General features: G+C 66.9%; 22 protein-coding genes and 2 tRNA genes. 6 read left to right on the top strand and 18 right to left on the bottom strand.

Going from position 1 to position 24,370, the window contains the following annotated elements:
- Positions 1-18: 18 nt before the first annotated feature.
- From AC1PZ7_RS11415 to AC1PZ7_RS11405, 3 genes are read right to left on the bottom strand one after another with little or no spacing between them, the layout of a single operon-like run.
- Positions 19-843 carry a metal ABC transporter permease gene (locus AC1PZ7_RS11415; RefSeq protein WP_482355349.1) on the bottom strand — a complete coding sequence of 275 codons (825 nt, stop codon included), beginning with the start codon at positions 841-843 and terminating at the stop codon, positions 19-21.
- Positions 830-1,504, bottom strand: coding sequence for a metal ABC transporter substrate-binding protein (locus tag AC1PZ7_RS11410; protein ID WP_482355348.1), 675 nt, complete (start codon positions 1,502-1,504; stop codon positions 830-832). The genes AC1PZ7_RS11415 and AC1PZ7_RS11410 overlap by 14 nt, the downstream gene beginning before the upstream one ends.
- A complete protein-coding gene (locus AC1PZ7_RS11405) occupies positions 1,497-1,787 on the bottom strand; it encodes a hypothetical protein (protein ID WP_482355347.1) in 291 nt (96 codons plus the stop codon). Before AC1PZ7_RS11405 ends, AC1PZ7_RS11410 begins: the two co-directional genes overlap by 8 nt.
- A gap of 506 nt (positions 1,788-2,293) precedes the next feature.
- Between AC1PZ7_RS11405 and AC1PZ7_RS11400 the strand changes: the two genes are divergently transcribed.
- Entirely contained in the window at positions 2,294-3,250 is a 957-nt protein-coding gene (locus AC1PZ7_RS11400) for a phosphate acetyltransferase (protein ID WP_482355346.1), read from the top strand.
- A gap of 3 nt (positions 3,251-3,253) precedes the next feature.
- The gene (locus tag AC1PZ7_RS11395; RefSeq protein ID WP_482355345.1) at positions 3,254-4,441 is read left to right on the top strand and encodes an acetate/propionate family kinase; all 1,188 of its coding nucleotides are present in this window, start codon (positions 3,254-3,256) and stop codon (positions 4,439-4,441) included.
- A 9-nt stretch (positions 4,442-4,450) separates the two neighbouring features.
- Here the strand turns inward: AC1PZ7_RS11395 and AC1PZ7_RS11390 are convergent, their stop codons facing one another.
- Together AC1PZ7_RS11390 and AC1PZ7_RS11385 are read right to left on the bottom strand one after the other, a co-directional pair.
- Positions 4,451-5,215 (bottom strand): ATP12 family chaperone protein, encoded by a 765-nt coding sequence (locus tag AC1PZ7_RS11390; RefSeq protein ID WP_482355344.1) that lies wholly within the window; start codon positions 5,213-5,215, stop codon positions 4,451-4,453.
- Positions 5,212-5,883, bottom strand: coding sequence for an HAD-IA family hydrolase (locus AC1PZ7_RS11385; RefSeq protein WP_482355343.1), 672 nt, complete (start codon positions 5,881-5,883; stop codon positions 5,212-5,214). The genes AC1PZ7_RS11390 and AC1PZ7_RS11385 overlap by 4 nt, the downstream gene beginning before the upstream one ends.
- Before the next feature lie 366 nt (positions 5,884-6,249).
- Here AC1PZ7_RS11385 and AC1PZ7_RS11380 point away from each other — a divergent pair, with 366 nt between their 5' ends.
- Complete coding sequence (locus tag AC1PZ7_RS11380) at positions 6,250-7,623, top strand: GGDEF domain-containing protein (RefSeq protein WP_482355342.1); 1,374 nt, start codon at positions 6,250-6,252, stop codon at positions 7,621-7,623.
- Positions 7,624-7,662: 39 nt separating this feature from the next.
- On the opposite strand, the gene AC1PZ7_RS11375 is transcribed toward AC1PZ7_RS11380, so the two are convergent.
- From AC1PZ7_RS11375 to AC1PZ7_RS11340, 8 genes are all read right to left on the bottom strand, one after another.
- Positions 7,663-7,738 (bottom strand) — tRNA-Val (locus AC1PZ7_RS11375).
- 334 nt (positions 7,739-8,072) lie between these two features.
- Positions 8,073-8,351 carry an HU family DNA-binding protein gene (locus AC1PZ7_RS11370; RefSeq protein WP_018386927.1) on the bottom strand — a complete coding sequence of 93 codons (279 nt, stop codon included), beginning with the start codon at positions 8,349-8,351 and terminating at the stop codon, positions 8,073-8,075.
- Positions 8,352-8,685: 334 nt separating this feature from the next.
- A complete protein-coding gene (gene lon, locus AC1PZ7_RS11365; protein ID WP_482355341.1) occupies positions 8,686-11,127 on the bottom strand; it encodes an endopeptidase La in 2,442 nt (813 codons plus the stop codon).
- Between the two features lie 252 nt (positions 11,128-11,379).
- Positions 11,380-12,651, bottom strand: coding sequence for an ATP-dependent Clp protease ATP-binding subunit ClpX (clpX, locus tag AC1PZ7_RS11360; protein WP_482355340.1), 1,272 nt, complete (start codon positions 12,649-12,651; stop codon positions 11,380-11,382).
- Between the two features lie 376 nt (positions 12,652-13,027).
- Positions 13,028-13,660: an ATP-dependent Clp protease proteolytic subunit gene (locus AC1PZ7_RS11355; protein ID WP_482355339.1), complete on the bottom strand. Its 633-nt coding sequence runs from the start codon at positions 13,658-13,660 to the stop codon at positions 13,028-13,030.
- A 153-nt stretch (positions 13,661-13,813) separates the two neighbouring features.
- Positions 13,814-15,169 (bottom strand): trigger factor, encoded by a 1,356-nt coding sequence (gene tig / locus AC1PZ7_RS11350; RefSeq protein ID WP_482355338.1) that lies wholly within the window; start codon positions 15,167-15,169, stop codon positions 13,814-13,816.
- A 133-nt stretch (positions 15,170-15,302) separates the two neighbouring features.
- Positions 15,303-15,387 (bottom strand) — tRNA-Leu (locus AC1PZ7_RS11345).
- Between the two features lie 198 nt (positions 15,388-15,585).
- A complete protein-coding gene (locus AC1PZ7_RS11340) occupies positions 15,586-17,076 on the bottom strand; it encodes an NAD(P)H-hydrate dehydratase (RefSeq protein ID WP_482359621.1) in 1,491 nt (496 codons plus the stop codon).
- Between the two features lie 365 nt (positions 17,077-17,441).
- Between AC1PZ7_RS11340 and AC1PZ7_RS11335 the strand changes: the two genes are divergently transcribed.
- Together AC1PZ7_RS11335 and glnA are read left to right on the top strand one after the other, a co-directional pair.
- Entirely contained in the window at positions 17,442-17,780 is a 339-nt protein-coding gene (locus AC1PZ7_RS11335) for a P-II family nitrogen regulator (RefSeq protein ID WP_213372002.1), read from the top strand.
- Positions 17,781-17,913: 133 nt separating this feature from the next.
- Positions 17,914-19,323: a type I glutamate--ammonia ligase gene (gene glnA / locus AC1PZ7_RS11330; RefSeq protein WP_482355337.1), complete on the top strand. Its 1,410-nt coding sequence runs from the start codon at positions 17,914-17,916 to the stop codon at positions 19,321-19,323.
- 70 nt (positions 19,324-19,393) lie between these two features.
- Here the strand turns inward: glnA and AC1PZ7_RS11325 are convergent, their stop codons facing one another.
- The 4 genes from AC1PZ7_RS11325 to rplM all read right to left on the bottom strand — a co-directional run bounded on the left by AC1PZ7_RS11325 (position 19,394) and on the right by rplM (position 22,986).
- The gene (locus AC1PZ7_RS11325) at positions 19,394-20,590 is read right to left on the bottom strand and encodes a GGDEF domain-containing protein (RefSeq protein ID WP_482355336.1); all 1,197 of its coding nucleotides are present in this window, start codon (positions 20,588-20,590) and stop codon (positions 19,394-19,396) included.
- Between the two features lie 84 nt (positions 20,591-20,674).
- Positions 20,675-21,895 carry a GGDEF domain-containing protein gene (locus AC1PZ7_RS11320; RefSeq protein WP_482355335.1) on the bottom strand — a complete coding sequence of 407 codons (1,221 nt, stop codon included), beginning with the start codon at positions 21,893-21,895 and terminating at the stop codon, positions 20,675-20,677.
- A gap of 150 nt (positions 21,896-22,045) precedes the next feature.
- Positions 22,046-22,522: a 30S ribosomal protein S9 gene (gene rpsI, locus AC1PZ7_RS11315; RefSeq protein WP_482355334.1), complete on the bottom strand. Its 477-nt coding sequence runs from the start codon at positions 22,520-22,522 to the stop codon at positions 22,046-22,048.
- 2 nt (positions 22,523-22,524) lie between these two features.
- Entirely contained in the window at positions 22,525-22,986 is a 462-nt protein-coding gene (rplM, locus tag AC1PZ7_RS11310; protein ID WP_482355333.1) for a 50S ribosomal protein L13, read from the bottom strand.
- Positions 22,987-23,258: 272 nt separating this feature from the next.
- On the opposite strand from rplM, the gene AC1PZ7_RS11305 reads away from it, so the two are divergent.
- On the top strand, positions 23,259-23,699 hold the full coding sequence (locus AC1PZ7_RS11305) for a CoA-binding protein (RefSeq protein WP_482355332.1): 441 nt from the start codon (positions 23,259-23,261) through the stop codon (positions 23,697-23,699).
- 11 nt (positions 23,700-23,710) lie between these two features.
- On the opposite strand, the gene AC1PZ7_RS11300 is transcribed toward AC1PZ7_RS11305, so the two are convergent.
- Positions 23,711-24,295, bottom strand: coding sequence for a tyrosine-protein phosphatase (locus tag AC1PZ7_RS11300; protein ID WP_482355331.1), 585 nt, complete (start codon positions 24,293-24,295; stop codon positions 23,711-23,713).
- Positions 24,296-24,370: the final 75 nt, after the last annotated feature.

The following is a 24,370-nucleotide window of genomic DNA, read 5'->3' as shown; positions in this document are numbered from 1 at the left end:
CCCCCGCCCCGCTTTCCCTTAGCCCGCGCCGTCGCTGGCGGGCGCCGTGCCGCCGTGGCCGGCGTGATGCGACGGGATCGCCAGCGGTTCGTCGGACAGCCGCGAGATCACCATGGCGGCGGCGATCGCGACGCACACCAGCGCGCAGACGATGGCGGCGCCGGTCGAGATGTCGAGTACCGCCGAGCCGACCAGCCCGAGCACATAGCCCACCGTGCCGATGTTGAAGGCGATCATCAGCCGCCAGCGGCGCGGCGCGTGCAGCGTCGCCAGCGCCGGCACGATCAGCGAGGCGAAGACCAGCAGCACCCCGACGATCTGCACCGAGGCGGTGATCATCACCGCGAAGACGCCGTAGAACAGGATCCGCTCCTTCACCAGGTCGCGCAGCGTCCACAGCGCCAGCGCCCCTACCGACAGCAGGCCCAGCACGACCAGCTGGGTCTGGGAGACCCACAGGATCTGCCCGACCAGCAGCTGCTTGAGATATTCGGAGCCGTTGGGGCTGTAGGACAGCAGCACGATCTGCAGCGCCGCGGCGACAATGTAGAGCACGCCGATGATCGCCTCCTGGATCGCCGGGAAACGCTTGTCGGTCCAGGTCAGCAGCAGCGAGCAGCCCACAGCCGCGCCGACCGCGCTGAGCTGCACCGCCCAGCCGGTGGTGGCGCCCAGCACCAGATTACCGAACACCACGCCGAGTGCGGCGACCTGCGCCAGCGCGATGTCGATGAAGATGATGCCGCGGTTGAGGACGATCGTGCCTAGCGGCACGTGCGTGGCAAGAATGAGCAGCCCCGCCACGAGGGCGGGGCCGAGAATATCGAGGCTAAGTGCGCTCACGACCCGCCAATCCGTCCAGCAGCCGATCAACGGAGTCCTTGTACAGGCCGAACAGGTCGTTCGCCTCCGGCGTGCCGCCGACGGTGAAGGGCAGCTTCACCAGCGGAATCTTCGCCCTTTCGGAGACGTAGCGCGACGGGCCCGGATCTTCATACGGCGCGTAGACGATGAAGCGGATCTTGTGCTTCGGCACGTTCTCGATGATCTCGGTCAGATGCGCCGGCCCCGGGGCGACGCCCGGCTCGGGCTCGATGGTCGCCTCTGTGTGCACGCCGAGCCACTTGAGCAGATAGACCGAATGACCGTGCTGGACGGCGATGTCGATGCCCTTCAGCGGCTTGGCCTTGGCCTGCAGTTCCTTGGTCAGGGCGGTGAGCTGGTTGATGAAGGCCTTGGCGCGCTCGGTGTAGCCATCCTTGCCCTCCGGATCGAGCGCGATCAGGCGCTTGGCAAGCTGGCCGGCGACGAGGCGGACATTGTTCGGGTCGCCCTGAATATGCGGGTTTCCGGCCTCGTGCATGTGGCCGTCGCCGCCCTTCTTCTCGCCATGGCCGTGGTCGTGCTCGTCCGCTTCGTCCTCGATCAGCTTCACGTAGTCGCTGGCCATGAAGTAGCCGGGCTTGCCCTTGGCGACCTTGGTGTAGCCGGCGCGCTCAAGCATGGCCGGAAGCCAGGTGTCCTCGAGCCCGGCGCCGGTGCAGACGATGAGGTCGCGCCTTGCCGAGCGAGGCGATGAGGCCGGGGGTCGGCTTCATGCTCTCGGGGTTGTCGAGCGCCGAGGTGGCGAGCGTGACGTTGGCGAGCCTGTCGCCGCCGATCGCCTTCACCAGCGACGCCCATTCCGGCACGCAGGCGAAGACCTCAAGCGACTCCGCCTTTGCCGACGTTGCGGCAACCGATAGTAAAAGCGCGGCGCCCGCCAGCGCCGTACCGAATGTTCTCATGCTCGTCCCCCGTCACATCCCGCCATCTGCCGCGACGCCGCGCCTCCGCGACGCCTCCAGTGTTCGGCTGCCTATCCGCAAAAGACCCTGGCACCTCAGTCGTCAACCGAGGCCGCGAGTCCCTATGACATTAGTTGGAATGCCCCAACGGCAAAACAGTTTAATGAGGTAACCCGCGTTTAGATCAAAGAAAGACGCCCCTGTGGACTGCGTGCCTCCAGAGACGTTTCGCACCTGCGGAATCGGACGAGACCCGTCGCCTCGCCGCCGATATTTCAGCACCTGGATTTTCTGGTAACATCTTGCCGACGCAGCGGGCCGCTCAGACGGTCTTGTTTCCTCCGCCCCCTCCACAAAGCTCGCCCCGATGCCGGTTTCCGCCTCCTTGCGCGAAGTCAAGGACGCTGGCGCCGGACGGCGATCTGTGTCGTGCTGTCGCCAACAGCGCCTGCGAGACTGCGGCGCCGTCGATGGCGGCGAGAAGACGAGAACGCGGAGACGAGGACATGGACACCGCCACCGGGCCCGTGCGCGGCCACGGCAATTACGAGCACCTCATGGCGCGCGCCGGCGAGGTCGAGCCGCTCGCGACCGCCGTGGCGCATCCCTGCGATGCCTCCGCGCTGGAGGGGGCGCTCGATGCGGCGAAGGCCGGGTTCATCATCCCGATCCTCGTCGGCCCCATTGCCCGCATCCGCGCGGTGGCCGACGCCGAAGGGCTGGACCTGACCGGCATCGAGATCATCGACACGCCGCACAGCGTCGCCTCCGCCGCCAAGGCCGTCGAACTGGTGCGCGAGGGGCGCGCCGCCCTGCTGATGAAGGGCAGCCTGCACAGCGACGAACTGCTCGGCGCCGTCACCGCCCGCGACACCGGCCTGCGCACCGGGCGGCGTGTCAGCCACGTCTTCGTCATGGACGTGCCGAGCTATGCCGAACCGCTGTTCATTACCGACGCCGCGGTCAACATCTTTCCCGACCTCGACGCCAAGCGCGACATCGTGCAGAACGCCATCGACCTGCATATCGGGCTCGGGCTCGGGCGGCCGCGCGTCGCCATCCTCTCGGCGGTGGAGACCGTCACCACCTCGATTCCCAGCACCATCGAAGCTGCCGCTTTGTGCAAGATGGCTGATCGCGGCCAGATCACCGGCGGCGATCTCGACGGACCGCTGGCGCTCGACAACGCCATCTCGCCGGAAGCCGCGCGCATCAAGGGCATCGTCTCGCCGGTCGCCGGCCGGGCGCAGATTCTCGTCGCGCCCGATCTCGAAGCCGGCAACATGCTAGCCAAGAATCTCACCTTCATGGCCGGCGCCGACGCGGCCGGCATCGTGCTCGGCGCCCGCGTGCCGGTGATCCTCACCAGCCGGGCCGACACGCTCAAGACCCGTCTCGCCTCCTGCGCGGTGGCGGTGCTCTACGCGCAGGCGCGGATGCGCCAGCCTGGCCTTGGGGGCTGAGCGGTGAACGAAGCCATCTTCGTCGTCAACGCCGGTTCGTCCAGCATCAAGTTCAAGCTCTACCGCGTTGTCGGCCGCGACGTGGCGCTGGTGCTCGGCGGCGCCCTCGACGGCATCGCCACCCGGCCGCGCCTTCACGCGAAGGACGACACCGGCAGGGTCCTCGTCGACCAGAACTTTGCACCGGAGGCGATCGCCCAAGCCTCTCAGGCCCAGCACGCGATCAGCGAATGGGTGATGCCCCATCTCGCGGAATTCGGGTTGATCGGCGTCGGCCACCGCGTCGTGCATGGCGGCCCGCATTATTCGCACCCGGAACTCGTGAACGATGAGGTGCTGCGCACGCTGGAGAGCTTCATCCCGCTCGCTCCGCTGCACCAACTCACCAATCTCGATCCGATCCGCGTCATCCGCGAGCGCCGGCCGGACCTGCCGCAGGTGGCCTGCTTCGACACCGCCTTCCACCGCGGCCACCCGGAAATCGCCGACCGCTTCGCCCTGCCGAACGACCTCTACGAGGACGGCGTCCGCCGCTACGGCTTCCACGGCCTGTCCTACGAGTATGTCTCGGGCGCGCTGCGCGAGCTGGCGCCGGAACTGGCGCGCGGGCGGGTGGTCATCGCGCATCTGGGTTCGGGCGCCTCGGCCTGCGGCCTCCTCGACGGGCGCAGCATGGAAAGCACCATGGGCTTCACCGCGCTGGACGGCCTGCCGATGGGCACGCGCTGCGGCGCGCTCGACCCCGGCGTGGTGCTGCACCTCATCGAGCAGAAGGGCATGAGCGCGGCGGAGGTCGGCCACATGCTCTATCACGACAGCGGCCTGCGCGGCCTTTCCGGCATCAGCAACGACATGCGCGAGCTTCTCGCCAGCCGGGAGCCCGCCGCCGTGATGGCGGTGGACTATTTCACGCTGCATGTCGCGCAGGCGGTGGCGCAGCTCGCCGTGTCGCTGGGCGGGCTGGACGCGCTGGTCTTCACCGCCGGCATCGGCGAGCACGCGCCCGAGGTGCGCGCCCGCGTCTGCGCGCGGCTCGGCCTGCTCGGCGTCGCGCTCGACGAGGCGGCGAACGCCGCCGGCGAGACCTGGATCGATGCCGACGAGACCAGTCCGCATGTCCTCATCATACCGACCGACGAGGAGCGGATGATCGCGCTGGCAACGCTGCACCTGCTGCGGCCGGCGGCGTGAGGCCGCCGGTCAGTCGCTCAGCAGGGTGAAGAACCGGGCAGCGGCGGCGAAGTCGCGGAACCGCGTCGCCCGCCGCGCCAGCGCCTCGGCGTCGGTGCCCCAGAGCTGCTCCTGCACCTCTTCGTCGGCATGGGCGGCGCGCCAGCCCTCCTCCGCCGTGAGGCGGCCCCGCGCGACCGCAAGCGCGATCACCGCAGAGCCGCTCAGCGTCGTCATCAGGTTGAGCGCGGCAAGCCGCAGCGGATCGGACGGAAGCGCCGCCGCGATGCTCTCCAGCGTGCGCGGCGGCTGGTCGACATAGCGCACGCCCTCGCTCAGCATGAACACGGTTCCGAAGGTCGCGCGCGCCCAGTCGAGCAGCGGGTCCCACAATTCACCCTGCAGGGCGACAAGCCTGTCGGGCGCGTCAGCGCGGTAGCAGAGCAAATCGCTGCCGGCGTAACGCACGATCTCCCCGCCCACGTCGTCCATCGCGGCGGCGACGCCGTCGAGCGCGGAATTTACCAGCCGGGTCATCGGCATGCTCGTCGGGTCGATCAACGTGCCCTGCCCGCGCCACTCCTCGGCCAGCGCCTCGGCGAGGAGCCGGCTGGGCACGGCGACGAGGTTGCGGCCGGGTGTTCGCACCGGACGCCCGTCGAGCTCGATGCGGAACAGGCCCTCCTCGGCGACATTGGCCTCGGCGGCCTTGTAGAAGCGCTTGGGCAGCTTGCGTTCACCGCCCCCCGGAGGGAGGCCCGGCTGCAGCGGCGCATCCTTTTCCGCCTCGCTCATGGCACCCGCTCCCACACCTCGTCGATCGCCCTAAGCAGATCGTCGGCATCCGATACCAGACGCTCCGCGCCGGACTGCCGGAGCACATCGCTGTGGTGATAGCCCCAGGTGACGCCGATGGCGCGGGCGCCGGCGGCGCGCGCCATCACCATGTCGAAGCTGGTGTCGCCGATCAGCACCGTGTCGATCGGCTCGACGCCGGTCGCCTCCATGGCCTGCAGCACCATCGCCGGGTGCGGCTTGGACGGTGCGTCGTCGGCCGTCTGGATGGTGACGAAGCGGCCCTCGAGACCGTGATGGCCGAGGACCGCGGCCACCCCGCGCTGCGACTTGCCGGTGGCGATGCCAAGCAGAACGTCCTCGCGGGCGGCAAGACCGTCCAGAAGGCCGCGCATGCCGGGGAACATCGGCTCCACGAAGCCCGGCTCCATGCGCAGCTCGCGGAACGCCTCGCGGTAGAGATCGGCCAGCCGCTCCGCCGGGAAAAGAGGGTCGTCGTCGCCGAGTGTCCGCATCGCCTCGACCAGAGACAGGCCGACAATGCCGAGCACCGCCTGGCGCGGCGGCAGGGCGATGCCGGCGCGGTCGAACGCCCGGCTCATGGCGGCGACGATCACATGCTGGCTGTCCACCAGCGTTCCGTCGCAATCGAACAGGACAAGTTTCACGGCATCAGCATCCGGCAAGGCGAGGTGGCGGGTGAATCCGGCGGCGCGAAACGCCTGCGCCTCCGCCGCGCGTCTTCTAGCCGCCCGAACGCCCGCGGCCAACAGGGATATCTCCCGAGGGCCGCCGCGCATGGCTGCCCCGCATGGCAGCCCCGTTATCCACGGAGCGTAGAGAGTTACCCTTTCGTCGGGCATTTCGGCTAAAAGGGCGTCGCCCGAGGCGACCGGCCGCGACCGATCGCGGGGCGGGAGCGGAAGTTGCGGCGGACCCGCCAGTTGGGCCGATAGCCGGCAGACGACCTCGGGCGGCCGTGCATGGCCATCAGCGACCGGCCCGAGAGCCTATGGAAACGCGCGAGAAGACAATTGACCACCCCGGACGCCTCGAACCTCCCCTATTGGACGGCGCTACCAAGCGACATGAGGGAGCGTGCGCGCGATACGATACGCACCGTCGTGCTGGAGAATATCGACACACTCGTCGGTCATTTCTACAGTACCCTGCTGAAGCATCCCGAGGCTTCCAGCTTTCTCAGCCATTCGGTGGTGCATGAGCGCCTGAGCCACTCGCTACGCGACTGGTTGGACGACCTGAGCCGTTTCAGCTTCGCGGAAGACGTGGCCGCCTTCGACGCGCGCCAGACCCGCATCGGCGAGATCCATGCCCGCCTCAAGATACCCATCTATCTCGTCCTGGAGGGCGCGAGCCTGCTGAAATGCGGTGTCGCCGCGAAGATCCCCGAACGTGGGCTCGACGTCCATGAGGTCGCTTCGGCGATCATCCTGTTCGACGAGATGATCGACTACGCGATGCGTCGCATGAGCCAGGCCTATGTCGCCGGCATGGCGAAGCGCGCGCAGATCGACGAGGCGTTCCGCCAGTTCTGGCTCGGCCAGGACGTCAGCCTCGAACGCGAGAGCCAGCGCGCCGCGCTGATGGAATGGAGCCAGTCCGTGCTCTTCGGGCTCTTCGGCAGTGCCGACGCGCCGCTCGACACGCTGTCGGGCTCCACCTTCGGGCTGTGGCTGCGGCACCGCGCAGGCGTCGTCTTCCAGGGCGCGCCGGCGCTTGCGAGCCTTGAATTGCTGGTCGGCACGATGGACGGGACGATCCTGCCGCGCATCCGCCTCGCGCAGGCGCAGGGGCCGGCCCAGATGTCGCAAGCCATCGCCGGGTTCCAGCAGAGGATCGACGAGATCAAGTTCCTGCTGAACGAGCTGTTCCAGGCCGCGGCGGGAAGCGAGGGCGGGCGCGACAGCCTCACCCGCACGCTCAACCGGCGGTTCCTGCCGTCGGTGCTCGGGCGCGAGATCAACATCGCCAAGGCCTCGCAGTCGCCGCTCACGCTGATGATGATCGACGTCGACCACTTCAAGCAGGTGAACGACGAATTCGGCCATTCCATCGGCGACATCGTGCTCGGCAACGTGGCCGAATTGCTGATGAGCGCGGTGCGCGCCAGCGACTTCGTGTTCCGCTACGGTGGTGAGGAGTTCCTTGTCCTGTTGTGCGAGACGCCCGGGGACGAGGCGCTGGTAGTCGCCGAGCGCATCCGGCGCCAGCTCGCGGCGCACAGGATCGAGCTGCCGGACACCCGGCCGCTGGCCGTCACCGCCTCGATCGGACTGGCGAGCTATGACGGCCATCCCGACTACCAGTACCTGATCGACGCCGCCGACCGCGCACTCTATCAGGCCAAGAAGCAGGGCCGGGATCGGATCGTGGTGGCGCAAGACTGACGGCGCCGCCAAGCGCTGAACCTGGCGGGCATCATCGGGTGGTGGGCGGTGACGGGCTCGAACCGCCGACCCTCTCGGTGTAAACGAGATGCTCTACCAACTGAGCTAACCGCCCGCCCAAATCCGCCGCTCCTCGCAGCGAGGCGAACCCATCCGATGTATGGCCAGACTGATGTGACCGGCGCGCTCTCGCCTGTCGCGGCCCGCCCCGGTCAGATCCGGCTGGCGGCCTTTAAGCATTCGCCGGGCGACGCGGCAAGTCCCCGCATGGGGGAAGCTCCGGCGATGCAGCGAACTCCCCGCACGACATGTTGCGGAGCCGGTGGCAGCCCGGCCTTGCGAGCCGGGCAGCCATCCTCCGGCACTCGCCGGCGGAGATGCGCCGCTGGTGCCACGCCACGCCCCGGACCTTCTGATCCGGGGGGCGCGCCCCATCCAGCGCGGAAGGATCAACCGTTGACGGTTTCCTTCAGGCCCTTGCCGGGCGTGAACTTCGGAGCCTTCGAGGCTTCAATCTTGACCGGATTGCCAGTGCGCGGATTGCGGCCTTCGCGCGCGGCGCGCGTCACGACGGAGAAGCTGCCGAAGCCGATGAGCTTCACTTCCTCGCCAGCCTTCAGAGAGGCGGCAATAGCGTCGAAGGTCGCGTCGACCGCAGCCGCGGCAGCGGCCTTCGTCAGCTTGGCCTGTTCGGCCACGGCGGCGACGAGTTCGTTCTTCGTGGTCATCTGACCGGTCCTTCCCTTGATTGCACAAGAATCGTCGATCGCATGCACCGACGACGGGCGGGCACCCTTTCTCCAAATTGCGGCGATTGCAAGCGCCCCCATCGAGAAACCCGTACAAATACACGACTTCGATGCGTTCAGAGGTATCTGTTAACCGCAATAATGACAGAAATAATGCCGCCTGCAATTTGGGCGGATACGACCCTTCGTTCCACCCGACGGCCCGTTCGCGACGACGCCTTCCGGTGGGGCCGGCACAAGGGAAAAAGAAAGCGGCGGCGCCCCGAAGGACACCGCCGCTCCATTTCGTTCAAGGCTCGCGAAAGCGGGCGGCTCAGTGCGCGGCGAGCCCGCCGACCTCGACCTCGTCGCGGGCGATCACCGGTTCGACCCCGGTGGCCGCGGGGATCTTCTCCTCCCAGACGATGGGCTCCGGCTGGCGCGTCAGGGCGTGGTGCAGCACCTCGTCCATCCGCGAGACCGGCACGATCTCCAGCGCGTTCTTCACATTGTCCGGGATCTCGGCGAGATCCTTGGCGTTCTCGTCGGGGATCAGCACCTTCTTGATGCCGGCCCGCAGGGCCGCCAGCAGCTTCTCCTTGAGGCCGCCGATCGGCAGCACCCGGCCGCGCAGCGTGATCTCGCCGGTCATGGCGACGTCGCGGCGGATCGGAATGCCGGTCAGCACCGAGGTGAGCACCGTCGCCATGGCCACGCCGGCCGACGGACCGTCCTTCGGGGTCGCCCCCTCGGGAACGTGGACGTGGATGTCGCGGCGGTCGAACAGCGGCGGCTCGATGCCGAAATCGAGCGCGCGCGAGCGGACATAGGAGGCCGCCGCCGAGATCGATTCCTTCATCACGTCACGCAGATTGCCGGTGACCGTCATTTTGCCCTTGCCGGGCATCATGACGCCTTCGATCGTCAGGATCTCGCCGCCGACCTCGGTCCAGGCGAGGCCGGTGACGACGCCGACCTGGTCCTCGCTCTCGGCTTCGCCGTAGCGGAACCGCGGCGCCCCGAGATACTCCTCGAGCTGCTTGACCGTCACCTTGATCGACTTCTTCTTGGTCAGCATGAGGTCCTTCACCGCCTTACGGGCGAGGTTGGAAATCTCACGCTCGAGGTTGCGCACGCCCGCTTCCCGCGTATAGCGGCGGACCAGGGTGAGCAGCGCCTCATTGTCGATCGACCATTCCTTCGGCTGCAGGCCGTGCTTGGCCAGCGTGGCCGGGATCAGATGCTTGCGCGCGATCTCGACCTTCTCGTCCTCCGTGTAGCCGGCGATGCGGATCACCTCCATGCGGTCCAGAAGGGCCGGCGGGATGTTCAGCGTGTTCGCCGTCGTCACGAACATCACGCTCGAGAGGTCGTAATCGACCTCCAGATAGTGATCGTTGAAGGTGTGGTTCTGCTCGGGATCGAGAACCTCGAGCAGCGCCGAGGACGGGTCGCCACGGAAGTCCGCGCCCATCTTGTCGATCTCGTCGAGCAGGAAGAGCGGGTTGGACTTCTTCGCCTTGCGCATCGACTGGATGACCTTGCCGGGCATCGAGCCGATATAGGTGCGGCGATGGCCGCGGATCTCGGCCTCGTCGCGCACGCCGCCGAGGGCGACGCGCACATATTCGCGCCCGGTCGCCTTGGCGATCGACTTGGCGAGCGAGGTCTTGCCGACACCCGGCGGCCCGACGAGGCACAGGATCGGACCCGTCAGCTTGTTCTGCCGGCTCTGCACCGCGAGATATTCGACGATGCGGTCCTTGACCTTGTCGAGACCGAAATGATCCGTGTCGAGCACGTTCTGGGCGTAGGGAAGGTCCTTCTTGACCTTGCTCCGGTTGCTCCACGGGATCGACAGCAGCCAGTCGAGATAGTTGCGGACCACGGTCGCCTCGGCCGACATCGGCGACATCTGGCGGAGCTTCTTCAGCTCGTGCGTCGCCTTCTCGCGGGCTTCCTTGCTCAGCTTGACGGTCTTGATGCGCTCTTCCAGCTCGGCCAGCTCGTCGCGGCCGTCCTCGCCGTCGCCCAGCTCCTTCTGGATCGCCTTCATCTGCTCGTTGAGATAGTACTCGCGCTGGGTCTTCTCCATCTGGCGCTTGACGCGCGTGCGGATGCGCTTCTCGACCTGAAGGACCGAGATTTCGCTTTCCATCAGCGAGAGGACCTTCTCAAGGCGCGTGGTGACCTTGAGGATTTCCAGCACCGCCTGCTTCTCGGGGATCTTGACCGCGAGATGCGAAGCTACCGTGTCGGCCAGCTTCGAGTGGTCCTCGATCTGGGTCACGACGCCGACGACTTCCGGCGAGACCTTCTTGTTCAGCTTCACATAGCTGTCGAACTCGGCCAGCACCGAACGGCCGAGGGCCTCGGCCTCGACCTTCGAGCCCAGTTCCTCCTCCAGCGCCGACGCCTCGGCCTCATAGAGGTCGGCGCGGTCGGTGTAGTGGCTGACCTTGGCGCGCGAGATGCCCTCGACCAGCACCTTCACCGTGCCGTCCGGCAGCTTGAGGAGCTGCAGCACCGAGGCGAGCGTGCCGATCTTGTAGATCGAGCTGGTCGCCGGATCGTCGTCGGACGCGTTCTCCTGGGTCGCCAGCAGGATGTAGGTGTCGTTCCGCATCACCTCTTCGAGGGCGCGGATGGATTTCTCACGGCCGACGAACAGGGGCACGATCATGTGCGGGAAGACGACGATGTCGCGCAACGGAAGAACCGGGAAGGTCTGCGCGACCCCCGGGGTGAGCGCGGTGCGAGGCTTGGGGCTCGTCATGGCTCTTTCCTTTCTGTTGACGGCAGGCGCCGTTCCCCGGCGACATGCGTCGCGGAGCGGAACCGTGCCGCAATGCGGCCGGAACGCGAACGTTGATCTCTGTGCGGAGGCCGCGTGAGGCGCGCTAGGCACGTCGATGCGGTCGAGGACCGGTGGTTGAGGCTGAGATGGCGACGCCGCACGCCCCCGTCAAGGGAGCCTGCCGCCCCACTGGCCGGGCACACAGGCCCGGCCCTGCCCACCGCCGGTTCCTCAGGCACTCGCGCCCGCATCGCCAGCCGCGCGGTCCGCGTAGATGTAGAGCGGGCGCGCATTCTGCTCGACGACCTCCTTGCTGATGACGACCTCCTCGACCCCTTCGAGGCCGGGCAGATCGAACATCGTATCGAGCAGGATGCCTTCCATGATCGAGCGCAGGCCGCGCGCGCCCGTCTTGCGCTCGATGGCCTTGCGGGCGATGGCGCCCAGCGCCTCCTCATGGATGGTCAGCTCGACATTCTCCATCTCGAACAGGCGCTGATACTGCTTCACCAGCGCGTTCTTCGGCTCGGAGAGGATCTGCTTCAGCGCGGCCTCGTCGAGATCGCCGAGGGTGGCGATGACCGGCAGACGGCCGATGAACTCCGGGATCAGCCCGTACTTCAGCAGATCTTCCGGCTCGACCTCGCGGAACACCTCGCCCGGCTTGCGGTCCTCGGGCGCCGAGACGACGGCGCCGAAGCCGATCGAGGTGCCCTTGCCGCGCGAGGAGATGATCTTGTCGAGGCCGGCGAAGGCGCCGCCGCAGATGAACAGGATGTTGGTCGTGTCCACCTGCAGGAACTCCTGCTGGGGATGCTTGCGCCCGCCCTGCGGCGGCACGGAGGCGACCGTGCCTTCCATGATCTTCAGCAGCGCCTGCTGCACGCCCTCGCCCGACACGTCGCGCGTGATGGAGGGGTTGTCGGATTTGCGGCTGATCTTGTCGATCTCGTCGATGTAGACGATGCCGCGCTGCGCCCGCTCGACATTGTAGTCGGCCGACTGCAGCAGCTTGAGGATGATGTTCTCCACATCCTCGCCGACATAGCCCGCTTCGGTCAGCGTGGTCGCGTCCGCCATGGTGAAGGGCACGTCGAGGATGCGGGCGAGCGTCTGCGCGAGCAGCGTCTTGCCCGAGCCCGTCGGCCCGATCAGCATGATGTTGGACTTGGCCAGCTCGACATCGCCGGCATGCTTCGTCGCGTGGTTCAGGCGCTTGTAGTGATTGTGCACCGCCACCGAGAGGACGCGCTTGGCATGGAACTGGCCGATCACATAATCGTCCAGGACCTTGCAGATCTCCTTCGGGGTCGGAATGCCGTCGCGCGACTTCACCAGCGAGGATTTATTCTCCTCGCGGATGATGTCCATGCACAGCTCGACGCATTCATCGCAGATGAACACGGTAGGTCCCGCAATCAGCTTGCGGACCTCGTGCTGGCTCTTGCCGCAGAACGAGCAATAAAGAGTATTCTTGCTGTCGCCGCCGCCAACCTTGCTCATGCGTCTCTCCGTCCGCTCGGCGGTCCAGGCATCGCCCGGAACCGCCCCAGTCCCGCAGGCCGCCGCGGGCCTCCAAGGGGGGAGAAACGCGACGGCTCAAAAAGGCCGTCAAAAGGAAGCGACTTAAGGGTCCAACCGTTCGATCTAGCCAACACGCTAGAAGCGACACGATCAAGAAGGCAATCGAACCATCCCCGACTTAGCGCGGATGGGGCCCTGCCCCCTCATGCCCCGTCACACCTCCAGGCGACACTTCATCCTGATGTCATGCAAGCGCGATACCGCGATGCATGCAAGTCCGCGCTTCATTTCACCGCGGACCTGCGCCTCAATATAGGAAGCCGGCGTGGCTTCGGAAACACGGCTGCAAGGCCCGTCAGGCCTTGGCCGGAGCCTCATCGGGGCGCTTGTCGATCACATTGTCGATAAGTCCAAAGGACTTGGCCGTATCGGCGGTCAGGAAGTTGTCGCGCTCCAGCGCGTCTTCCACCGCCTGCAGCGGCTGGCCGGTGTGCTTGACGTAAATCTCGTTCAGCCGCCGCTTGAGGCTCTCGACCTCCTTGGCGTGAATGAGGATGTCCGTCACCTGGCCCTGATAGCCGCCCGAGGGCTGGTGCACCATGATTCGCGCGTTCGGCAGGGCGAAGCGCATGCCCTTCTCGCCGGCCGTCAGCAGCAGCGAGCCCATCGAGGCCGCCTGGCCGATGCACAGCGTCGACACCGCCGGCTTGATGAACTGCATGGTGTCGTAGATGGCGAGGCCCGACGTCACCACTCCGCCCGGGGAGTTGATGTACATCGAGATTTCCTTCTTCGGGTTCTCCGCTTCGAGGAACAGGAGCTGCGCGACCATGAGGGTCGCCATGCCGTCCTCGACCGGCCCGGTCAGGAAAATGATGCGCTCCTTCAGGAGCCGCGAATAAATGTCGTAGGACCGCTCGCCCCGGTTGGTCTGTTCGACCACCATCGGGACCAGGTAATTCATGTAAGTATCAATCGGGTCACGCATATTCTTGTCCTCAGCGGTCCGGCCCACCTGCGCCGCCCGCGAATCCATCCAACCCCACAATAAAGGGAAAGCGCGTCCCTACCAGCCCGCAAGGCCATTAAGCCGCGGACAGCGGAGCCGCGCTTACGCGCGGCCCCGCGACGACCGTTGGCCTCAGGCGGCCTTGTCTTCCTCGTCCTCGGCGTAGAGTTCCTCGCGCGAGACGGGGACTTCGTTCACCTTGGCGAGTTCGAGCAGGAAGTCGACGACCTTCTCCTCGAAGATCGGCGCGCGAAGGCTCGCGAGCGCCTGGGCGTTCTTGCGGTAGAATTCCCAGACCTGCTGTTCCTGCCCGGGGAACTGGCGGGCACGCTCGACGACGGCGCGGGTGACTTCGTCGTCGGTCACCTGGATGTTGTTCTTCTCACCGATTTCCGCAAGGACCAGGCCGAGGCGCACGCGGCGCGCGGCGATCTTCTGGTAGTCGGCGCGGGCCTCCTCCTCGGTGGTGCCCTCGTCGGCGAAGCTGCGCTTCTGCGTCTCCATCTCGGAGGTCACGGAACCCCAGATGCCGTCGAATTCCTGCTGGGCGAGGGTCGGGGGCACATCGAACTGGTGCATCTTGTCGAGTGCGTCGAGCAGGCGGCGCTTGGCCTTGTTGCGGCTCTGCGCGTTGTGCTCCTGGGCGATGCGGCCCTTCACCTGCTCCTTCAGCGCCTCGAGGCTGTCCATGCCAAGCGTCTTGGCGAACTCGTCGCCGACTTCCATCTCGGTCGGCGCCTCGATCATCTTCGCCGTCACCTCGAACGAGGCTTCCTTGCCGGCCAGATGCGCGGCCTGATAGGCCTCGGGGAAGGTGACGGTGACCGTGCGGGTCTCGTCTTCCTTGATGCCGACGAGCTGGTCCTCGAAGCCGGGGATGAAGCTGTTGGAGCCGAGCACGAGCGGAATGTCCTCGCCCGAACCGCCCTCGAACTTCTCGCCGTCGATCGAGCCGACGAAGGAGATGGTGACGCGGTCGCCGTTCTCGGCGGTGCCTTCCGGCTTGGCGGCGTAGGGGCGGTTGGCGTCGGCGATCCGCTTGACGGTCTCCTCGACCTCGGCCTCGGCGACGGCGAGGACCGGCTTGTCGAGGCTGATGCTCTTGAAGTCGCCGAGTTCGATCGCCGGCAGCACTTCGAGGTTCACGGTGTAGGACAGGTCGGCCTTGCCCTCGATGACCTCGTTCACCGCCGCTTCGTCCTGCGGCAGATCGACCTTCGGCTGCATGGCCAGCTTGAAGCCGTTATCCTCGACGATCTTGCTGTTCGCCTCGTTCACCGCCTGGTCGATCACCTCGGCCAGCACCGACTTGCCGTACATGCGCTTGAGGTGCGCGACGGGCACCTTGCCGGGGCGGAAGCCGTTGAGACGGACCTTGTCCTTGAGCTCGCTCAGGCGGGCATTGGCCTTGGCGTCCAGTTCGGCGGCCGGCAGCACCACGCGATATTCGCGCTTGAGACCTTCGGCGAGGAGTTCGGTGACCTGCATTTTCAATCGGCCTTCGTCTTGTTTGCCGCTTGCGCGAGCTCTCGAATTATCTGTGTGCGAGCACGACGCGTGAGCGCCGTGAGCCTCGCTCGGTGCAAATGGGTCGGAAGGCGGCACCGGACAAGGGAAGGCCTGGTGCGGGCGGAGGGACTCGAACCCCCACGACTCTCGCCACTGGAACCTAAATCCAGCGCGTCTACCAGTTCCGCCACGCCCGCGACGCGCCTGCCGCCTGCGATGTCACATTCTCGACGTCGCGATGGCACACGGACGCACACCCGAGAAGGTGCCGCCAGCCGGGTGCGGGCTTATAGCACGGTCATGCCGCTGCGCCAGCCCTTAAATACGCCCGCGCACGCGCCCTTCCCGGCTCCGCCCGACACCTCCATGCGTGTCGCCCGGCGCGTCCGGGGCGGTTAGACGGGGGCACCGAGAGCGGTGTAGAGCCGCCGATAGACCGGGCGCAGAGCGTCGACGAGATCGTCGGCGACAAGTCCCGGCCCGGCCTCCCGCGCCGCCTCGCCGTGCAGCCAGACGGCGGCGGCGGCGGCCTCGAAGGGTGGCATGCCCTGGGCGAGCAGCCCGCCGGTGATTCCCGACAGCACGTCTCCCGCCCCCGCCGTCGCCAGCCAGGGCGGCGCGTTCGCCGCGACCGCCGCGCGCCCATCGGGGCTAGCGACCACGGTATCCGGCCCCTTGAGCAGCAGCGTCGCGCCCAGCCGGGCGGCGCCCGCGCGCGCCCGCTCCAGCTTGGAGGGCGCCTCCAGCACCTGTGGGCAGCCCTCGAACAGCCGCGCGAACTCGCCGTCATGCGGCGTCGCAACGACGGCCGGCGACGCCTTGATGAGACCGGCCAGCATGTCGACGTCGCCCTTGAAGGAGGTGAGCAGGTCGGCGTCGAGCACCAGCCGCCGGTCGTGGCAGGCGACCAGCCGGTCGCGGGCGCCCTGCCCAACCCCAAGGCCGGGACCGAGCACGAGCGTCGACAAGCGCCGGTCGGCCAGCAGACGCGCCAGACCGGCCGCGTCCTCCACCGGCCGGACCATGACGGCCGAGAGATTCGCGGCGTGGATCGGCAGCGCCAGCGCCGGGCAGGCGACCGTCACCAGCCCCGCCCCGGCCCTGAGCGCCGCGCGCGCCGCGAGCCGGGTGGCACCCGTGGCCTGCACCGGGCCGGAAACGGCGACGAGATGGCCGCGCGTATATTTGTGGCCTTCCGGCCGGGGCACGGGAAAGTGACCACTCCAGAGATCCGGCAGGTTCTCGAAGGCCCGCGGCGCTATGGCGCCCAGCGCCTCTGGAAGGATGCCGATCGCGGCGACGCTCAGCCGCCCGCCATGCAGCCGGCCGGGCAGCAGCAGATGCCCCGGCTTCGGCCGGAAGAAAGTGACGCTCCAGCGCGCCCGGATGGCGGCGCCACGGACCGCGCCGGTCGCCCCGTCGATGCCGGACGGCAGGTCCACCGCCACCACCGGCAGACCGCTGGCATTGACGCGTTCGACCAGCGCGCGGGCCTCGCCGTCGAGGTCGCGCGCAAGGCCGGCGCCGAACAGCGCGTCGACGATCAGGTCGACCCGCTCCAGCTCCGCCCCTGCAGCGGCCTCCACCGGCCCCCGCCAGCGCCCGGCCATGATCGCGGCATCACCCCGCAGCCGCTCGCGCGCGCCGAGCAGCGCCAGCCGCACCCGGTAGCCGGCGCCGGCCAGCAGCCGCGCGGCGACGAAGCCGTCGCCGCCATTATTACCCGGCCCGCACAGCACGAGGACACGCGAGCCGACCGGCGCCGCCTCGGCCGCCACCCGCGCGACCGCGCATCCCGCCCGTTCCATGAGCACTGTGCCGGGGACACCGGCGGCGATCGTGAACGCGTCGGCGCGGCCCATCTCGTCGGGGGTCAGAAGCTCCATGCGATGCACCCTGCACAGGCCCTCGCCGCGGTCGCAGCGGGGCAAGAACGATCTCCGGCCAGCTTAGGCGGAATCGGCGCGAGAGCGCGAGAATCACGAGGTCGACGCAGAATTCGGCGGCATCTGCCTATTTTTGATGCAGCCATCCGGCACACCCTCTCATAATACCTGATCAAATAATCATCACAGAGATTAATTCTTGTTCATTGTCCGGGATAATGACGTTTGGCCTCGCTCTTTCGCCCGTGCGATGTTGTGATATCCACGCGTTTTGGAGACGGTGAAGTGCTTGGCATGGGTTCTGCTTCTTCGCGACCCGACTCGGCCGGGCGTCGCGGATCGTCGAGTCAGGGAGACGAGATCAGATGAAGAAGATTGAGGCCATCATTAAGCCCTTCAAGCTGGACGAGGTGAAGGAGGCGCTGCAGGAAGTCGGCCTGCAGGGCATCACCGTCACGGAAGCCAAGGGCTTCGGCCGGCAGAAGGGTCACACGGAACTGTATCGCGGCGCGGAATACGTCGTCGATTTCCTGCCCAAGGTGAAGATCGAGATCGTGGTCGCCGACGAAACGGTGGAAACGGCGATCGACGCCATCCGCCGCGCCGCCCAGACGGGCCGGATCGGCGACGGCAAGATCTTCGTGTCCAACATCGAAGAGGCCATCCGCATTCGTACCGGCGAGTCGGGCGTCGACGCCATCTGATAGCCAGCGTAGTATGGTCGCGCATACCGAGCGCGCCGCACCCTGACGGGTGCGGCGCGTATCGTCGTTGACCACCCGCTTGGGATTCATCTGCCCTGCAAAAGACGGCAGTATCAGAAGAGGTACGAACAATATGACGACGGCCAAGGATGTACTGAAGCTAATAAAGGACAACGACGTCAAATACGTCGACCTGCGCTTCACCGATCCCCGCGGCAAGTGGCAGCATGTGACCTTCGACATTTCGATGGTCGACGAGGACTTCTTCGCCGAAGGGCAGGCGTTCGACGGTTCTTCCATCGCGGGATGGAAGGCCATCAACGAATCCGACATGCACCTGCAGCCCGACCTCGATTCCGTCTGCATCGACCCGTTCTTCGCCGAGACCACGCTCGTCGTGGTGTGCGACGTGCTGGAGCCGACCACGGGCGAGCCCTATGGCCGCGACCCGCGCGGCATGGCCAAGAAGGCCGAGGCCTATCTGAAGTCCACCGGCATCGGCGACACGGTCTATATCGGCCCCGAGGCCGAGTTCTTCATCTTCGACGACGTGCGCTTCTCGGCAGAGCCCTACAACACCGGCTTCAAGCTCGATTCGGTCGAACTGCCGACCAATGGCGATACCGAATATGAAGGCGGCAACCTCGGCCACCGCGTGCGCACCAAGGGCGGTTATTTCCCGGTTCCCCCGGTCGACAGCTGTCAGGATCTGCGCGGCGAAATGCTCGCGGCCATGGCCCGCATGGGCGCCAAGGTCGAGAAGCATCACCACGAGGTCGCTTCGGCCCAGCACGAGCTCGGCCTGAAGTTCGACACGCTGGTGACGATGGCCGACCACCTGCAGGTCTACAAGTACTGCATCCACCAGGTCGCCAACGTCTACGGCAAGACCGCCACCTTCATGCCCAAGCCGGTCTTCGGCGACAATGGTTCGGGCATGCATGTGCACCAGTCGATCTGGAAGGGCGGCAAGCCGCTGTTCGCCGGCAACAAGTATGCCGACCTCAGCCAGGAATGCCTGTGGTACATCGGCGGCATCATCAAGCACGCCAAGGCGCTGAACGCCTTCACCAACCCGCTGACCAACTCCTATAAGCGTCTGGTCCCGGGCTATGAGGCGCCGGTCCTGCTCGCCTATTCGGCGCGCAACCGCTCGGCGTCTTGCCGCATCCCCTACACCACCTCGCCCAAGGCGAAGCGCGTCGAGACCCGCTTCCCGGACCCCGGCGCGAACCCCTATCTCGCCTTCGCCGCGCTGCTCATGGCCGGCCTCGACGGCATCCTGAACAAGATCGATCCCGGCCCGGCGATGGACAAGGACCTTTACGATCTCCCGCCCAAGGAGCTCAAGAAGATCCCGACCGTCTGCGGCTCGCTGCGCGAGGCGCTGGCGTCGCTCGACAAGGATCGCGAGTTCCTCAAGAAGGGCGGCGTGTTCGAGGACGACTTCATCAACGCCTATATCGAACTGAAGATGGCCGAGGTGATGCGTTTCGAAATGACCCCGCACCCGGTCGAGTTCGAGATGTACTACTCGATCTGACCGACCCGTCAGCGACAGACGGAAAGGGGCGCCTCACCGGCGCCCCTTTTTCGTTGCCGCTCCCTGCCCTTCAGGCCGCCGGGGCAGCACCGGCGCCGAACCAGACCGTCTCGATGCGGTTGCGCCCCTTGAACTTCGCCTCGTAGAGCACCCCGTCCGCCTTCGCCATCACGCGCACCAGCTCCGCTTCGGCTTCCTCCGGCGTGCGCGAGGCGGCGAGGTCGCCGATCGCCAGCCCGATGCTCACGGAGCACTCCGCCGAGCCGCCCCCCAGTTCCAGCCGCTCGAGCCCGTCGCGGAAGCTGCGCTGTATGCGCTCGGCCGCCTGCCGCGCCACATTGGGCCGAACGCCCGGCAGCAGCGCCACGAACTCCTCGCCGCCGATCCGGCCGGCCACGTCGCCCGGCGCGAGATCGAGGCGCAGCGCCTCGGCGAACACCACGAGCACGCGATCGCCGGCGGCATGGCCGAACCGGTCGTTGATCAGCTTGAAGCGGTCGAGATCGAAGATCATCAGCCCCACCGTCCCGCCCTTCTGGCAGACCGGCGTGGCCTGCTTCATGAAGCCGCGGCGATTGAGGATCCCTGTCAGAACATCGCGCTCGGCAGCGCTGCGATAGGCCATCTCGACCCGCTCGCGCACCATCAGCACCAGCGCGAAGGCCACCAGGATCATGATCAGCATCGCCACGAGGCCGATCCAGACGAAATGCGGGTTGGTGAACAGTGCCAGCCTGTTGCCGTCGGCGAGCCCGCCGGCGAACGGAATGCGCAGCAGGGACATTCCCATTGACGCCGTCATCAGCCCGATCACGACGCCGCGCATGCGCGAGGGCTCCGCCCAGCCGCGCCAGAGCTCGGAGAGGCACAGGATCATGAGCCCGCAGGCGGTGAGCGAGAGCAGGATGATCCGGTTGAAGATGGAATCCCGGAACATCGGGAACTGGCAGAGCAGGATCCACACCAGCGGAACAATCACCACATAGCCGAGCTGCGCGCGGCGCCGGTCGAAGACGCGCAGGCCCGTCCAGACCAGCCCATAGCCCAGCAGAATCACCGTGTTGGCGAGTTCCACCGACACGAAATCTGGCACCAGTCCGCGCGCCATGGCACCGGCGATGCCAGTCGCGAGAAGCGCGGGGAAGCTCGCCCAATACACCAAGGCCGGCTCTTCCGGCGTCATCAGCCAGACCAGAATCATGGCAGCCGACAGCATCAGCCCGACCAGCAGGACGACCGACCACAGGGTCAACGGATCAAGGCTCATGCGGGGGCAAGGGTGCTGCAACGATGCGCCAAGGGAGTTCACTATTACCGACGGCGAGGCAAAGGAAAAGATGCACGTTGCGCGCTATCCCTCACGCCGCCCGCCCGAGGCCACGGCACGCTGCTCCGCGGCCGCGGGGAGTGCCGTGACCTCCAAGCGGTTGCGGCCCATGGCCTTCGCCGCGTACAGCGCCGCATCCGCCTGCGTCATCAGCGCGTCGAGCCGGGCGCGCGGCGTTCCGCCATCGGCATCGGCGAAGGAGCCGCAGACCATGCCGATACTGGACGAGCACGTCATCGGCCGGTCGTCGAATCTCACCTGTCCGATCACCGTGCGGAAGGCCTCCCGGACGCGCTCCGCCGCCTGCCGCGCCGTCGGCTCGGCCGCTCCGGGCAGCAGCACGGCGAACTCCTCGCCGCCGATGCGCGCGACGATATCGGCCTGCCGCAGATTAACCCGCAGCACCTCGGCGAAGATCTGCAGCACGCGGTCACCGGCGGCGTGACCGAAATGGTCGTTCACCTGCTTGAAGTGATCGAGATCGAGGATCATCAGAGCGATCGGTCCCGCGTCCCGGCAATGCCGCATCGCAAGCTCGACAAAGCCGCGCCGGTTGAGCAGCCCCGTCAGCTCGTCCGAACGCGCGGCACTGCGGTGCAGCTGCTCGGTGCGCTCGCGTACCAGAAGGACGAACGCGAAGTTCATGAACATGGCGACGCCGAGCGCCACGATGCCCGTGACGGCGGTGCTCGGGTCGGTAAAGGTGACCAGCTGATTGCCGGACACCTGGGTCGGCGCCAGCGGGATGCGCGCCAGATTCAGCACCAGCACCAGAAGCAGCAGCACGAACACGGCAAGGCGCGGGCGCGAGGGCACGACCCAGCCCCGCCATGCCTGGTACAGCGCCAGCGCGACCAGCACGCTGATGAGCAGCGAGACCAGCACCACCCGGTTGCCGACCGAGTCGCGGAACAGCGGCAACTGGCACAGCAGCACCCACAATGCGGGTGCGGCGAGCAGATAGACGACGCGCGCGCGGCGCCGGTCGAAGCAGCGCAGGCCAACCCACAACGCGCCATAGGCGACCAGCACCGCGCCATTGGCCAGCTCGATGGAGACGACGTCTGGAATATGGCCGCGTGCCATGCCGCCGGAAACGCCCCCCACCAGCAGGCCGGCAAATGCTCCCCAGTAGCCGAGCGCCTTTTCATCGGGCGTCAGCACCCAGGCGAAGAACATCGACCCGGCCAGCAGGAAGCCGACGAACAGAACCACCAGCCACAGTGTCCAGGGATCAAGCAACATGAGAAGTTCGAGCGAACCGTTGTCTGCTGCCGAAAAAATCGTCGCAGCGACTATCGGCCAAACTGCGCCCGTCCCCAAGTAAAAAGGGGCACACAAACGAAAAGGGCGGGCCCGAGGCCCGCCCTTCGCAACGTCGACGTCGAAAAACGATCAGCGCTTCGAGAACTGGAAGCTGCGGCGGGCCTTGGCCTTGCCGTACTTCTTGCGCTCGACCACGCGCGAGTCGCGGGTCAGGAAGCCGCCCTTCTTCAGCGGGCCGCGCAGCTCGGGCTCGTAATAGGTGAGCGCGCGGGAGATGCCATGGCGCAGCGCGCCGGCCTGGCCGGAGAGACCGCCGCCGGAGACCGTGCACACCACGTCATACTGGCCGGTACGGGCCGCCGTGGTGAAGGGCTGCTGGATGATGAGGCGCAGCACCGGACGGGCGAAGTAGGTCTCGATATCGCGCTCGTTGACCAGGATCTTGCCGGTGCCGGGACGCACCCACACGCGGGCAACCGCGTTCTTGCGCTTGCCGGTGGCATAGGCGCGGCCGAACTTGTCGAGCTTCTGGACGTGCTTGGGCGCGTCGGCGGCCTGGGTCTTCAGGGCCTCGAGCCCGTCGAGCGACTGGATGAGCTCAGCCATGATCAGATCCCCACATTCTTGCGGTTGAGCGCGGCGACGTCGAGCGCTTCCGGCTGCTGAGCCTCGTGCGGGTGGCTGGCACCCTTGTAGACGCGCAGATTGCCCATCAGCTTGCGGCCGAGCGGGCCACGCGCCAGCATGCGCTCGACGGCCTTCTCTACCACGCGCTCGGGGAACCGGCCCTCGAGGACGAACTTGGCCGTCCGCTCCTTGATGCCGCCCGGGAAGCCGGTGTGGTGGTAGTAGACCTTGTCGTCGCGCTTGCGACCGGTCAGCACGACCTTCTCGGCATTGATGACGACGACGTTGTCGCCGCAATCGACGTGCGGGGTGTAGATCGGCTTGTGCTTGCCCTTGAGGCGGGTAGCGATGATGGTCGCAAGACGACCGACCACGAGGCCGGAAGCGTCGATCACGACCCACTTCTTTACGATGTCGGCGGGTTTTGCCGAGAAGGTCTTCATGAGGATTTCCATATGCAAGGGTGCGGAGTACCCGCACGTCTCTCGTGACGGGGCTTCTAGCCGAGACCCCGCGCAACGTCAATGTTGCAATAGGCCAAATTCCATCGACAAATCAATGATTTAGAAAATCGGTATTTTAATACCCCATTCTAACCCCTTGAAATCGGCATCCCGCAAGCCAAACCGGCCGCAGCGCCGGTCTTCGCTGCGCCCTGCCGGACACCATATGACAAGGCGCCGCCACGCGGCGCGCGCCAGCGCAGGGAGCCGAGATGAACCACGACCATTATGACGACGCCTTCATCGCCGACTGGCTCGGCAAGGTCCGCACCATCGCCGTGGTCGGCGCCAGCCCGAAGCCCGAGCGGCCCAGCCATGGCGTCGCCCGCTTCCTCGCCTTGCACGGCTACCGGGTGTTCGCCATCAATCCCGGCCAGGCCGGGCGCGACATCGCCGGCCTGCCGACCTATGCGAGCCTCGCGGACGTGCCGGAGCCCGTCGACATGGTCGACGTGTTCCGTGCGCCCGAACATCTCGATTCCGTGGTCGGGGAGATCCTCGCTCTCTCGCCCCGACCCGGGCTGATCTGGGGCCAGCTCGGCGTGCGTGATGATGCAGCGGCGGCTCGCGCCGAGGCCGCCGGCATCGCGGTCATCATGAACCGCTGCCCCGCCATCGAGATTCCGCGGCTGCGCCTGCCACGGGTGAGCTGAGCGGATCGCGGTCAGCTGTCGGGATAACCCAGGCTCGGTTCCAGCCGCTCGAACGTGGTGTCCATCGCGTAGAACGGCGCGAAGGGCAGCCCGATATGGCCGAACAGCGGCGAAAGCTGCATTTCGGCACTCATCTCGCTCGCCTTCTTGATCTGCGCGAGATAGAGCGCGGCGGCGAGGCCGGTACGGTCGGCACCCGAGAGGCAATGGATCAGGATCGGGCGCGGCGCATCCGCCAGCACCTCGAAGAAGGTCGCCACCTCTTCATCGGTCAGCTCGCGGCGTGCCGACCAACGCAGGTCGATCAGCCGGACGCCTGCCCCGCTGGCGATGCGGGCCTCCTCGCGATACCAGTCGCTGCGCTCGGCCCGCCCGCGCAGATTGACGATGGTGCGGATGCCCCGGCTCTCGATCACGTCTCTCAGCCGGGAGGGAGAAAGCGTGGCCGAGCGGTAGAGTTCGCCGGCGACGACGGTGTGCACATTGCCGGTCGCATAGGCCCAGCCGGCATAGAGGCCGACCGTCAGCAGAACGCCGCCGCCGAGCCCCAGGACCCAGCGCCTCCAGCTGCCCCGTCGCCGCCCCTTGTCCCGCATGCCCGATCCGTCCCCGTCCTGTCGACGGACGGCAGGTTAGGACGGCGAAGCTGACAGGCCGCTGACATCGGGAAG

This window comes from Ancylobacter sp. TW_SC_1, from assembly GCF_056836805.1.
Note: the sequence above shows the minus strand (reverse complement) of the source record. Positions and strands in the feature narration are given on the sequence as shown.

Coding starts and splice junctions, on each gene's coding strand:
- AC1PZ7_RS11410 (WP_482355348.1), bottom strand. CDS start 1,504: ATGCTTGAGCGCGCCGGCTACACCAAGGTCGCCAAGGGCAAGCCCGGC.
- AC1PZ7_RS11405 (WP_482355347.1), bottom strand. CDS start 1,787: ATGAGAACATTCGGTACGGCGCTGGCGGGCGCCGCGCTTTTACTATCG.
- AC1PZ7_RS11400 (WP_482355346.1), top strand. CDS start 2,294: ATGGACACCGCCACCGGGCCCGTGCGCGGCCACGGCAATTACGAGCAC.
- AC1PZ7_RS11390 (WP_482355344.1), bottom strand. CDS start 5,215: ATGAGCGAGGCGGAAAAGGATGCGCCGCTGCAGCCGGGCCTCCCTCCG.
- AC1PZ7_RS11370 (WP_018386927.1), bottom strand. CDS start 8,351: ATGACCACGAAGAACGAACTCGTCGCCGCCGTGGCCGAACAGGCCAAG.
- lon (WP_482355341.1), bottom strand. CDS start 11,127: ATGACGAGCCCCAAGCCTCGCACCGCGCTCACCCCGGGGGTCGCGCAG.
- clpX (WP_482355340.1), bottom strand. CDS start 12,651: ATGAGCAAGGTTGGCGGCGGCGACAGCAAGAATACTCTTTATTGCTCG.
- AC1PZ7_RS11355 (WP_482355339.1), bottom strand. CDS start 13,660: ATGCGTGACCCGATTGATACTTACATGAATTACCTGGTCCCGATGGTG.
- tig (WP_482355338.1), bottom strand. CDS start 15,169: ATGCAGGTCACCGAACTCCTCGCCGAAGGTCTCAAGCGCGAATATCGC.
- AC1PZ7_RS11340 (WP_482359621.1), bottom strand. CDS start 17,076: ATGGAGCTTCTGACCCCCGACGAGATGGGCCGCGCCGACGCGTTCACG.
- AC1PZ7_RS11335 (WP_213372002.1), top strand. CDS start 17,442: ATGAAGAAGATTGAGGCCATCATTAAGCCCTTCAAGCTGGACGAGGTG.
- glnA (WP_482355337.1), top strand. CDS start 17,914: ATGACGACGGCCAAGGATGTACTGAAGCTAATAAAGGACAACGACGTC.
- AC1PZ7_RS11325 (WP_482355336.1), bottom strand. CDS start 20,590: ATGAGCCTTGATCCGTTGACCCTGTGGTCGGTCGTCCTGCTGGTCGGG.
- AC1PZ7_RS11320 (WP_482355335.1), bottom strand. CDS start 21,895: ATGTTGCTTGATCCCTGGACACTGTGGCTGGTGGTTCTGTTCGTCGGC.
- rpsI (WP_482355334.1), bottom strand. CDS start 22,522: ATGGCTGAGCTCATCCAGTCGCTCGACGGGCTCGAGGCCCTGAAGACC.
- rplM (WP_482355333.1), bottom strand. CDS start 22,986: ATGAAGACCTTCTCGGCAAAACCCGCCGACATCGTAAAGAAGTGGGTC.
- AC1PZ7_RS11305 (WP_482355332.1), top strand. CDS start 23,259: ATGAACCACGACCATTATGACGACGCCTTCATCGCCGACTGGCTCGGC.
- AC1PZ7_RS11300 (WP_482355331.1), bottom strand. CDS start 24,295: ATGCGGGACAAGGGGCGGCGACGGGGCAGCTGGAGGCGCTGGGTCCTG.